The sequence below is a fragment of the Sphingobium sp. IP1 genome (assembly GCF_002708645.1).
Lineage (GTDB): Bacteria > Pseudomonadota > Alphaproteobacteria > Sphingomonadales > Sphingomonadaceae > Sphingobium > Sphingobium yanoikuyae.
Genome location: NZ_NOIW01000034.1, coordinates 1 through 11,393, shown reverse-complemented (window position 1 = coordinate 11,393; position 11,393 = coordinate 1). Strand labels below are relative to the sequence as shown.

Genomic DNA, 11,393 nt, shown 5'->3' with positions numbered 1-11,393 from the left:
AGCGGTGGTGCCAAGGACGCCGCTGCTTATCGCGATCTTAGTCGTTCGGTCGCAAAGGCGCCGGGAAGTGTCGCAAAGACAATCTTTTTGGATTTGACAGAATATTGATTTGAAGCAAAGTTCGGCGTCGAAGGCGCCGCTATCGGATCGCTCGAACCTTGTGGAGACGACCAGCGAGACGACATGGTCGCCCGGTTCCGGCATGCTTGTCGAGCATGCCTTGAAGCAAGCGGGAGAGGGGCCTTGGCAGTCAGCTGCGGCGCGAACGATCACGCGCGCCGTATGTCCAAGGGTCGATCATGTGCCAGTTTGCCTCTCTGAAGCCATCCGCAACATCAGTGTCGCGCTTTCTGCCTATCCTCAGAGCGTGGGAACAGGACTGCCGGCCGAGCCGTATCAGCTTCTTTGCTGTCGACGCGGAGCGTAGCCGGCAGCCAACAGCAAGGGGTTAGTGATCATGAGCCTGCCCATCGGAATGTGGGGGATGATCATCGGCGTGCTCGGGATCATCGCCATCGCAAGCGGAGCCTGGTTGCTCTTCCGCGCGCGCGACGTGGCCCGACTGACGGACACGCCGAACAACGAGGTCGCGCCGGGACGCAAGCGGAGGCCATCGGCCAGCCGCACCAAGGTGCGGATCGTGCTCGCCATCAACGTGCTCTCCACGATCGGGGCGCTCACGATCTTCGCGCTGGTCGCTTCGCGCACCATCGGCTCCAACGAAACGCAAAACGATCCCTACGCGGCACGGCCCTGACGTAGAAGCAAAGGACGGCGAGAATGGACGAACTACTCTTCAAGGTCGGGGGCTGGTTGTTGCTGGCCATATTGGCGCTCTTCGCCTGCGCGCTCGCCCTTGATTCGGGCTTCTCGGTCCACATGGCGATCGCCTCCGCCACGGCCCTGCTGATCGCCTGGATCACGATGTACAAGGCCGACTTCCAGGTCTTGTCAGGCTTCAAGCCGGCGACAATGCCGGATGTGACCCGGTACGACGACGATCTCATCCGGCTCGGCGTCATTGCGACGCTGTTCTGGGGCGTCGTCGGCTTCCTGGTCGGCGTGGTGATCGCGACGCAGATGGTCGTCCCGACCCTGAACCTCGAGCCCTGGTTCAGCTTCGGGCGCATGCGGCCGCTTCATACGTCTGCCGTCATCTTCGCCTTCGGCGGCAATGCGCTCATCGCGACGAGCTTCTACGTCGTCCAGCGCACCTGCCGCGCGCGCCTCGCATTCCCGGCGCTCGCGCGCTTCGTGTTCTGGGGCTACCAGTTCTTCATCGTCCTGGCCGCGACCGGCTACCTGATGGGCGTCACTGCCAGCCGCGAATATGCCGAGCCCGAATGGTATGTGGATCTGTGGCTCACGATCGTCTGGGTCGCCTATTTCGTCGTTTTCGTCGGCACGCTGCTGCGCCGGACCGAGCCGCACATCTACGTCGCCAACTGGTTCTATCTGAGCTTCATCATCACGATCGCGATGCTGCACATCGTGAACAACCTCGCGGTGCCGGCAAGCCTCTTCGGCTCTAAGAGCTACTCGGCCTTCGCCGGCGTGCAGGATGCGCTTACGCAGTGGTGGTACGGCCACAACGCGGTGGGCTTCTTCCTTACCGCCGGCTTCCTGGCGATGATGTACTACTTCGTGCCCAAGCAGGCGGAGCGGCCGATCTACAGCTACCGTCTGTCGATCATTCACTTCTGGTCGCTGATCTTCCTCTATATCTGGGCGGGACCGCATCACCTTCACTACACGGCGCTGCCCGACTGGGCGCAGACGCTGGGCATGGTCTTCTCGGTTGTGCTGTGGATGCCAAGCTGGGGCGGCATGATCAACGGCCTGATGACTCTGAACGGAGCCTGGGACAAGATCCGCACCGATCCGATCATCCGCATGATGGTCTTCGCGCTCGCCTTCTACGGCATGGCGACCTTCGAAGGTCCGATGCTGTCGATCAAGGCGGTCAACTCGCTGTCGCACTATACCGAGTGGACCATCGGCCATGTGCATTCGGGCGCACTTGGCTGGAACGGGATGATTACCTTCGCCGCGCTTTACTATCTCGTTCCGCGGCTCTGGGGACGCGAGCGACTCTATTCGCTGCGCATGGTGAACTGGCACTTCTGGCTCGCGACGCTGGGGCTGGTGCTCTATGCGGCCGCGCTCTGGGTCGCCGGCATCACGCAGGGCCTGATGGCGCGGGAATATGGCTCGGACGGCTACCTCGTCTACGCTTTCGCCGAGATCGTGGCGGCCATGAAGCCCTACTATGCGATCCGCGTGCTTGGCGGCCTGCTCTATCTCCTGGGTGCGCTGATCATGGTCTACAACGTGTGGATGACGATCCTGGGCCGGCTTCGCAAGGAAGCGCCCATGTCGAGCGCCGCCTACAATCCCGAAGCCGACCGGCCGATCGTGCCGGCCGCGACCCCGGCTGAATGAAGGGAAACGTCTGATGTCATCGCAGCTCGCCACCCAGCACAAGAAGCTGGAGCGCAACGTCACTCTTCTCAGCGTCTTCGCCTTCATAGCCGTGGCCATCGGCGGCATCGTCGAGATCGCGCCGCTGTTCTGGATCGACTCCACCGTCGAGAAAGTGGAGGGCATGCGGCCCTACACCCCGCTCGAGCAGGCGGGGCGCGACATCTATGTGCGCGAAGGGTGCTACACTTGCCACAGCCAGATGATCCGACCCTTCCGCGACGAAGTGGAGCGTTACGGCCACTACAGCCTCGCCGCCGAGTCCATGTACGATCACCCCTTCCAGTGGGGCTCGAAGCGTACCGGACCCGACCTGGCGCGGGTGGGCGGGCGCTATTCGGACGAATGGCACGTGCAGCACCTGAAGGACCCGCGGTCGGTGGTGCCGGAATCGATCATGCCCTCCTATGCCTTCCTGGCGGACACCGAACTCGACCTCAAGGGGATCGACGGAAAGATAGGCGCGCTGCGCAAGGTCGGCGTTCCCTATACAAAGGCAATGATCGACAGCGCCGAAGCAGACGCCAAGCTGCAAGCTTCGTCGGACGGCGACGCGGCCGATCTCGCCAAGCGCTATCCCAAGTCGCAGGTGCGCGACTTCGATGGCGATCCGTCGAGGCTCACCGAAATGGATGCGGTCGTCGCCTACCTGCAGATGCTCGGCACGCTGGTCGACACCAATGCCGCCGCGGCGCAGGAGCGGCGCCGATGACCTACGACGCGCTGCGTCACTTTGCCGACAGCTGGGGCCTGGTGCTCATGGCGATCATGTTCGCGGTTTTTGTCGGCTGGACTTTTCGAAAGGGCGCGCGCTCCCGGCAGGACCGCGCCGCCCGTTCGATCCTGGAGGAAGATGATGGCTGACAAGCGGATCGACGAGGCGACGGGGACGCCCACGGTCGGGCACGAATGGGATGGGATCGAGGAACTCGACACACCCATGCCGCGCTGGTGGCTGTGGACCCTCTATGCGACAATCATCTGGGGCATAGCCTATACGGTGCTCTATCCCGCCTGGCCGCTGGTCAATTCGGCGACGAAGGGCGTGCTCGGCTGGTCGAGCCGCGAGCAATTGGCCGGCGAAGAGGAGGCGGAGCGCCTGCGCAAGGAGCCCCTGCAACTTGCGCTCGCCCGCATCCCGATCGAGCGGCTCAACGAGGATTCGCGGCTGATGCAGGCGGCGGTCGAAGGCGGCCGCGCGGCGTTCAAGGTGCACTGCGTCCAGTGCCACGGCTCTGGCGCCGCCGGTAGCAAGGGTTATCCGAACCTCAACGACGACGACTGGCTCTGGGGCGGGGACATCAAGCAGATTCACACGACCCTGGTCCATGGTATTCGCCAGCCCGGTCACGCCGAGACGCGCATGTCGCAGATGCCCGCGTTCGGGCGCGATGGTATCCTTACCTCCGAGCAGGTGGAGGACGTGGTCAGCCACGTTCGCGTCATCTCCCGTCAGGAGAAGCCGAGCGCAGCCTCGCAGCGCGGCGCGAAGCTGTTCGCCGACAATTGTGCGGTGTGCCACGGCGCGCAGGGCCAGGGCGATCGCAAGTTGGGCGCACCCAATCTCGCCGATTCCATCTGGCTGTTCGGCGGCGATCGGGAGGCGCTCGCGCAAACGGTCAACAACTCCCGCTATGGCGTGATGCCGGCTTGGGGCGCGCGCCTCGATCCGGTCACGGTGAAGATGCTGGCGGCTTACGTACACTCGCTGGGGGGCGGCGAGGATTTCATCCCCGAGCCCGCGCCAAGCGCCGCTGCATCCGCGGCGCCGCAAGCGGCTCCCTCCCAGGCGGCCAAGAGCAATGTCCAGCCCAGATGATCTGACCGGCTCCAAGCAGCAGCTGTTCGAGAAGCGGCAGAAGGTCTTTCCCAAGGCGATCGACGGGCCGTTCCGCCGCTTCAAGTGGCTGGTCATGGCAGTGACGTTGACGATCTACTACGTCACGCCGTGGCTGCGCTGGGATCGCGGGCCCTATGCACCTGACCAGGCGGTGCTTGTCGATATCGCCAACCGTCGCTTCTACATGTTCTCGATCGAGATCTGGCCGCACGAGTTCTATTATGTCGCCGGCCTGCTCATCATGGCCGGCATCGGCCTGTTTCTCGTGACCTCGGCGGTCGGCCGGGCATGGTGCGGTTATGCCTGTCCGCAGACGGTCTGGACCGACCTCTTCCAGCATGTCGAGCGCGCGATCGAGGGCGATCGCAATGCCCAGCTGCGCCTGGAGAAGGCCCCGTGGGGGCCTTCGAAGATCGCCAAGCGCGTGACCAAACACGCGATCTGGCTGCTCATCGCCGTGGCGACTGGTGGCGCCTGGATCTTCTACTTCGCCGATGCGCCGACGCTCGCTCGCCAGCTTTGGGCGCTCGACGCGCCTTATCAGGCCTGGTTCACGATCGGGCTGCTCACCGCCACGACCTACATACTTGGCGGGCTGATGCGCGAGCAGTTCTGCATCTATGGTTGCCCCTGGCCGCGTATCCAGGGTGCGATGCTCGACGAGAAATCGCTGATGGTCACTTACAAGGCCTGGCGGGGCGAGCCTCGGACTCACGGCATCAAACGGGCGGGCCCCGCAGTGCACCAGCCCGATGGCGAGCTCGGCGCCCAGGCGCAGTACGGCTTACCCTCGCTTGTGGCGCTGGCGTCTGCTCCCGAAAACAATCCGCGTGTCATCGGCGACTGCATCGATTGCAACAACTGCGTAGCGGTGTGTCCCACCGGCATCGACATACGCAACGGTCCGCAGATCGGCTGTATCACCTGCGGTTTGTGCATCGACGCCTGTGACGACATCATGGAGCGGATCGGTAGGCCCAAGAAGCTGATCGGCTATTCGACGGTCGCCGACGAGCTGCTCGCAGGCAATGGCAAGACGCCGGAGCCGCCGCTCAAGCGGCTGTTCCGTCCGCGCACGCTCATCTACTTCCTGATCTGGGGCTCGATCGGCCTGGCGATGCTATTCGCGCTCGGATCGCGCACGCGGCTTGACCTCAGCGTCCGTATGGAGCGTAACCCCATCTGGGTGCAGCTGTCGGATGGCATGGTGCGCAATGCCTACACCATCAACGTGCGCAACATGGAAGCGCGGCCGCGCTCGGTCACTTTGTCGATCGAGGGCCTGCCCGATGCGCAGATCTGGACCGATGCGCAGGCGCGCGGTGGCGCCGGTCAGGCCGTGGAGATCGCGATCGGCCCCGACCAGGCCCGCAAGACGCGGGTCTATGTCGCGGCGCCCGAACGCCAGCAGCGTGATTTCGCGTTCGTCATTCGAGCCAACGACGGTCAAGGAGCAACGGATCGCGAGAGCACCGTGTTCGAGGGGCCGGAGAGCGAACGATGAGGCGCGAGTTCACCGGACGCCACATGCTCTTCATCATGCTGGGCATGTTCGGGACGATCATCGCCGTCAATCTGGTGATGGCGCGGTTCGCCGTCACGACGTTCGGCGGCACGGTCGTCGAGAATTCCTACGTCGCCAGCCAGGCGTACAATCGCTGGCTGGCCGAGGCGCGGGCACAGGACGACCTCGGCTGGACGCTCGATCTGGTTCTGATCCCAGGACGGATTGTCGAGGCCAAGACAACGCCGCGGGAAGGCACGCTAGCCGGCGTAGCCGAGCATCCGCTCGGCCGGGCTCCCGACCAACCGCTGACGTTCAGGAGATCCCCGCAGGGCTTGTGGCGATCGACAACCCCGCTGCCGCCGGGACGCTGGCGCGTACGCCTCGAACTGCGGAACGGTGGACAGTCGGCGCGTTTCGTCAAGGACGTGCCGGCGTGAGCGCCGTCACCAGCACGTTCAGCGTCCCGGGGCTGCACTGCGCCGGCTGCATCGCCAAGCTCGAAGGCGGACTGGCGCGGACGGACGGCGTGATCAGCGCCAGGGTCAACTTCACCAAGCGCCGGGTCGCTATCGCCCATACGGACAAGCTTGGCGATGATCACCTGAGGGAAATCATCGGCAGGATCGGTTTTCCGGCGGAGCGCCTCCTCGGCGAGGAGGAGACGCGCAGCGCGCCGGAAAGCCGTGAACTCGGCATCGCGCTCGGCGTCGCCGGCTTTGCGGCAATGAATATCATGTTGCTGTCCGTCAGCGTCTGGTCCGGGGCGCAGGGCGCGACGCGCGACCTGTTTCACTGGCTCTCGGCGCTGATCGCGCTTCCTACCGTGGCCTATGCGGGCCGACCCTTCTTCCGCAGCGCCTGGGGCGCTCTTCGTCACGGCCGCACCAACATGGACGTGCCGATCAGCATCGGCGTGACCATGGCCTGCGCCGCCAGCTTGTACGAGACGATCAATAGCGGTCCGCACGCCTATTTCGACGGCGCGGTGATGCTGCTGTTCTTCCTGCTTGCCGGTCGCTTCCTCGACAGCGTGATGCGGGTACGCGCCGAAGACGGCGTCGCCGCGCTGCAGCGCCAGCGCGCGCCGCGGGGCCTGGTCGTCGGCAAGGACGGCGTTGCCGAATGGCGCAACGCCGAAGAGATCGCCCCGGGCATGACTCTGCTCGTGGCGGCGGGTGAAACCTTCGCAGCGGACGGCGTGATCGTCAGCGGGGCGTCGAGCATCGACCGGCAACTGGTCACGGGCGAAAGCGCGCCGGAGAATGTCGGCATCGGCGACGCCGTCCTTGCCGGCACGATCAATCTCGCCGCGCCGCTGACGGTAAAAGTCAGCGCCGCGGGCGAGGGGACGGCGATCGCCGGCATCGCCCGCCTCATGGAAGCCGCGAGTGGAGCGAAGTCGCGGTACGTGCGGCTCGCCGACCGGGCTGCGCGCTATTATGCTCCCGCCGTGCACGTCCTTGCCGCGCTCTCGCTGGTCGGATGGCTGATCGCCGGCGCCGGATTGCACCAGGCGGTGCTGATTGCGGTGGCCGTGCTCATCATAACCTGTCCGTGCGCGCTTGGCCTCGCCGTCCCGGTCGCCCAGGTCGTCGCGGCCGGTTCGCTCATGCGCCGCGGCGTGCTGATCCGCGACGGCGCTGGCCTGGAGCGTCTTGCTGAAGCGAATGTCGCGCTTTTCGATAAGACCGGAACATTGACGCTCGGCCGGCCGAGACTGATCGATGACGGGAATTTGTCACCGGACGAAAGGCCGGTTGCCTTGGCGCTTGCGCAGAGAAGCCGCCATCCGCTCGCCAGGGCATTGGCGACAGCACTGGAGGGTATCGAGGCTGCCGACATCAGCGATGTCGAGGAAGCCCCGGGTCTTGGCGTCGCCGCGATTTGGAAGGGGCAGCGTGCCTTCCTCGGCCGCATCGACGATGCCGGACCTGAAGGCGGCGAGGCTCCCGGACACCACGCGCTCACCACCGGGTTCAGGCTGGGAGGTGGGCCGGCCCGCCTGCTGCGCTTCGAAGATGCCCTGCGCCCCGATGCCGCCGCCGCGATCGCCCGCCTCGATGCGCTGCATATGCAGCCTACCATCGTTTCCGGCGACCGCGAGCGCCGTGTCGCGCGGCTCGCTGTCAAGCTTGGCATGCGCGGGCAGGGCGATCTCGATCCGCAAGGAAAGCTTGAGGTGATCGCACGCCTCAGCGCGCAAGGTCACCGGGTCCTGATGGTCGGCGACGGCCTCAACGACGGCCCGGCGCTCAATGCCGCGCACGTTTCCATGGCGCCGTCTTCGGCAAGCGATGTCGGGCAAAGCGCCGCCGACCTCGTGTTTCTGGGCGACTCTCTCTCGGCGGTGCCGGCATCCGTCGCTGCCGCAAGGCGCACGATGCGCGTCGTGAAGCAGAACTTCGCCATGGCGATCGGCTATAATGTGCTGGCCGTGCCGCTGGCCGTTGCCGGCATGGTGACGCCGCTGGTCGCCGCTCTTGCCATGTCACTCTCGTCCATCATCGTCGTCGGCAATTCGCTGCGTCTTCGGGACGCCGCGCGGTGACCGGGCTTACGATCCTCATACCGGCAGCGCTGTTTCTCGGTCTGCTCGGCCTTGCCGCCTTCTACTGGTCGATGCGGAACGGCCAATATGACGATCTCGACGGCGCTGCCGAGCGCATCCTGCTCGATGAAGGCGACGAACTATCGCAAGATCCGGCGCCAACCGGCCGCCGCGAACACGACCGCTGAGCCGCCCAGCGGCGCAAGCGGCACAAGTCAGCCGCCTTCGGTCAGCTCAGCTTTCGCGCATAAGACGCTTGCGGCACCGATCGGCGTGACACGCTGTCAGGCAGCAGGATTGCCTGTCGCTTGGATCCGGCTGCCGCTCGACCGGGATCGGAACGGTTCGCGCAGAGCCGTCGCTGGCACAGAGCTGGACCCAGAGCAGGGTTTGCGACGACGGCATGCCGCTGAGTGATCCGGGAAGGATCGCCGCAATCCCGACGAGCGCCATCAGCTTCATTTGAAACTCTTCCGTCGCCGGGCATACAGCACTGTCATTGTGACTTTCCACGTATAACGAAAGGTTGTGCGGAGTATATACGACGGCGGCCGAGCGGGGGATTTGATGACGAGCAATCTTCCGGCAGATCACGCCGCCTGCGCGGAATATTGAGCCGGGTCAAGGCGCACGGTTTTCTGCCTCGATAGGGCATTGTCGTCGCCGCAATAATCCTTGTTCGCGCGGGGCGAACGCTGCGGCGGCGGATGAGGGAAGATGAAAAACCTAACGCTAACGGCCGCCACCATTGCCGCGATCGCCATGTCCACGCCGGCTCTCGCGGGTGACGCCGCGGGACGCTGGCAGGTCAAGGTCATGGGCACCGCCGTGTTGCCGGACGGCAAGATCGACAAGGTTCTGGTCGATCCGGGCCTGCCGGCGGGAACCGACACCAAGGCCGACGACAATTACGTGCCGACCGCTGCGATCGAGTATTTTTTCTCACCGAATGTCTCCGTCGAAACGATCTGCTGCCTCACCCAGCACGACGTCGACGTCGCTGCCGGGCCACTCACCGGCGGCCAGCTCGTCGCGGATCGCAAGATCGTACCGGCCACGCTCACGGTGAAACTGCACATGCCCCTGGCGAGCGGGATCAAGCCCTACGTCGGGGCGGGCCCGGCCTATTTCATCTTCTTCGACGAAAAGCCAGGCGCGGCAGCCCGCTCGCTGCTTGGCGCCACGAAGCTCGCCTTCAACGACAAGCTCGGCGTGGCCGTCCAGGCGGGCGTCGACGTAGCGCTCGGCAATTCCGGGTTCGGCTTGAGCCTCGACGCCAAGCGGTACTGGGTTCGGCCGACCGCCCACTGGTCCAACGCCTCGGGCGCCGAGGTGTTGGCGACGCGCCACAAGCTCGACCCCTGGGTTCTGAGCGCCGGGGTGGCCTACCGGTTCTAAGAGGCTGACGAAGGAAGCCCCGCCCCGGCGGGGCTTCCTTTCGTATGCGGCTGGAGCAACATCCCGAACGGGGGGTGGACTCGGCCTTACCCGCCAATGGGGCGGAGCGCTCTACCCCGCTTCTCCAAAGCGACGGCGGAACCGACATCGAGCCCCAAACAAGGTCCGAGGCATTTTCCAAGGACCTGGCTGATGCAAGCCGCGGACGGCGCGAGAACTACTGAATCGGCGTGAACAGATAAAGCGCGGCGGAACTGTCTTCCGCCGCGCCTCTCAGCACCAGTTCGGAGCGGTCAGGCGACCTCCACTTCCTTCGCGCGCTTTTCCGCGTGAGCCTTGAACATTTCCATGACGTCACCCGACGTCACCGGCCGGGTTTCGGTGGTAGGAACCGAGCCTCCCGAGCTCTTCGGCGCGGTGTCGACCTGCTTGGCCGCCGCGCGTGCATGGCAGGCGCCGACGGTCATGTCCTCACGGCGGTTATGTTCGAACAGGGCGTCGTGGCGTAGCCAGCGGATGGCGTTCAGGTGCGTGACCTTGTCGATCTGCTCGTCGCTGAGGTTCTTCACCTGCTCCCAGAGGAGTTCGGCCGCATCTGGCCAGAGCGCATCCGAATGCGGATAGTCGACCTCGTAGGTGACATTGTCCTCGCCGACTTCCGCCAGGTTCTTCAGGCCATAGGGATCCCACAGGAAGCAGTGCGCGAAGTGACGCTTCATCAGCTCGCTGGGCTTGATGTCCTGGAAGCGCGAGCGCGTCCAGGCCTTGTGGCGCCAGTTTGAGAAATCGGCGCGCTCCATCAGGTAAGGCACCCAGCCTATCGATCCTTCGGAGACGATGATGCGCATGTCCGGATATTGATGCAGTTCCTCGAGCTGGAGCCAGTCCGCGACGCCCTGCGCGACGGAAAGCGGCATCGTGCTGATCCAGGCCTCGATAGGCGTTTCCATCGAGGCGTGAGGCGCCGGGTTGCCGCTACCGATATGGAGCGCGATGGTCATGTCGTTGTCCATCAGCGCCTTGAACATCGGATTCCAGTAGTCGTTGTGAATGCTGGGCAGACCTTGAACCGTGGGGTTCTCGTTCATCGAGACGACGCGGAAGCCCTTCTTGGCGCACCGATGGATTTCGGCGACCGTCGCATCCATGTCCCAGGTGGGCATGATGGCAAGCGGAATGAAGCGGCCGGGATAGGCCATGCACCATTCGTCGTGATGCCAGTCGTTGTAGGCCTGCATGTGGCGCAGCGAGAGCGTTTTGTCCGGCGCCTTGTGAAAAGTCTGGCCGTCAAAGCCGATCGAGTTGCCGAAGCACATCGAGGCGGCGACGCCGTTCACGTCCATGTCGTCGATGCGCTTGTGCACGTCCCAGCAGCCATCGCGGAGCTGATCGAGAGAGGTCGGCTCCATCCCGTATTCCTCGAACGGGCGGCCGACGACGGCGTTAAGCCCGACCGAGGGGCGGATATAGCCCTGATACTGCCAGAAGTTCTGGCTCTGTTGCAAACATGGGGCACGGCCGCGCGGCGTCACCCAGTTGGGGGATTAGGCAGCATTGGCGAAATGCTTATTGAGCATAATCATGGTTTCGGTCAGGGCCGAGGGTCCAATTCCGAATGC

Annotated in this window: 12 protein-coding genes; 10 read left to right on the top strand and 2 right to left on the bottom strand. The window is 64.6% G+C overall.

The genetic code is table 11. From position 1 onward, the window contains the following. Window positions 1-457 precede the first annotated feature (457 nt). Genes CG471_RS13630 through ccoS form a run of 9 tightly spaced genes read left to right on the top strand, consistent with a single transcriptional unit; the run spans window position 458 to window position 8,564 of the window. A complete protein-coding gene (locus tag CG471_RS13630) occupies window positions 458-757 on the top strand; it encodes a hypothetical protein (RefSeq protein ID WP_099232189.1) in 300 nt (99 codons plus the stop codon). Between the two features lie 23 nt (window positions 758-780). Beyond that, complete coding sequence (ccoN, locus tag CG471_RS13625; RefSeq protein ID WP_069337915.1) at window positions 781-2,442, top strand: cytochrome-c oxidase, cbb3-type subunit I; 1,662 nt, start codon at window positions 781-783, stop codon at window positions 2,440-2,442. Between the two features lie 13 nt (window positions 2,443-2,455). After that, complete coding sequence (ccoO, locus tag CG471_RS13620; RefSeq protein WP_020820402.1) at window positions 2,456-3,193, top strand: cytochrome-c oxidase, cbb3-type subunit II; 738 nt, start codon at window positions 2,456-2,458, stop codon at window positions 3,191-3,193. Next, complete coding sequence (locus CG471_RS13615; RefSeq protein ID WP_020820401.1) at window positions 3,190-3,345, top strand: cbb3-type cytochrome c oxidase subunit 3; 156 nt, start codon at window positions 3,190-3,192, stop codon at window positions 3,343-3,345. Before ccoO ends, CG471_RS13615 begins: the two co-directional genes overlap by 4 nt. Beyond that, on the top strand, window positions 3,338-4,300 hold the full coding sequence (ccoP, locus tag CG471_RS13610; protein ID WP_081331756.1) for a cytochrome-c oxidase, cbb3-type subunit III: 963 nt from the start codon (window positions 3,338-3,340) through the stop codon (window positions 4,298-4,300). Before CG471_RS13615 ends, ccoP begins: the two co-directional genes overlap by 8 nt. After that, window positions 4,284-5,825, top strand: a complete 1,542-nt coding sequence (locus tag CG471_RS13605; protein ID WP_021227176.1) for a 4Fe-4S dicluster domain-containing protein — start codon at window positions 4,284-4,286, stop codon at window positions 5,823-5,825. Before ccoP ends, CG471_RS13605 begins: the two co-directional genes overlap by 17 nt. After that, window positions 5,822-6,265: a FixH family protein gene (locus tag CG471_RS13600; RefSeq protein WP_021227175.1), complete on the top strand. Its 444-nt coding sequence runs from the start codon at window positions 5,822-5,824 to the stop codon at window positions 6,263-6,265. The genes CG471_RS13605 and CG471_RS13600 overlap by 4 nt, the downstream gene beginning before the upstream one ends. Then, window positions 6,262-8,376, top strand: a complete 2,115-nt coding sequence (locus tag CG471_RS13595) for a heavy metal translocating P-type ATPase (protein ID WP_099232188.1) — start codon at window positions 6,262-6,264, stop codon at window positions 8,374-8,376. The genes CG471_RS13600 and CG471_RS13595 overlap by 4 nt, the downstream gene beginning before the upstream one ends. Next, entirely contained in the window at window positions 8,373-8,564 is a 192-nt protein-coding gene (ccoS, locus tag CG471_RS13590; protein ID WP_099232187.1) for a cbb3-type cytochrome oxidase assembly protein CcoS, read from the top strand. Before CG471_RS13595 ends, ccoS begins: the two co-directional genes overlap by 4 nt. 46 nt (window positions 8,565-8,610) lie before the next feature. On the opposite strand, the gene CG471_RS13585 is transcribed toward ccoS, so the two are convergent. Further along, window positions 8,611-8,838, bottom strand: a complete 228-nt coding sequence (locus CG471_RS13585) for a hypothetical protein (protein WP_099232186.1) — start codon at window positions 8,836-8,838, stop codon at window positions 8,611-8,613. Between the two features lie 255 nt (window positions 8,839-9,093). Between CG471_RS13585 and CG471_RS13580 the strand changes: the two genes are divergently transcribed. Continuing rightward, window positions 9,094-9,774 (top strand): OmpW family protein, encoded by a 681-nt coding sequence (locus CG471_RS13580; RefSeq protein ID WP_099232185.1) that lies wholly within the window; start codon window positions 9,094-9,096, stop codon window positions 9,772-9,774. 293 nt (window positions 9,775-10,067) lie between these two features. Here CG471_RS13580 and CG471_RS13570 read toward each other — a convergent pair whose 3' ends face one another. Beyond that, a complete protein-coding gene (locus CG471_RS13570) occupies window positions 10,068-11,279 on the bottom strand; it encodes an amidohydrolase family protein (RefSeq protein WP_257211536.1) in 1,212 nt (403 codons plus the stop codon). Window positions 11,280-11,393 lie beyond the last annotated feature (114 nt).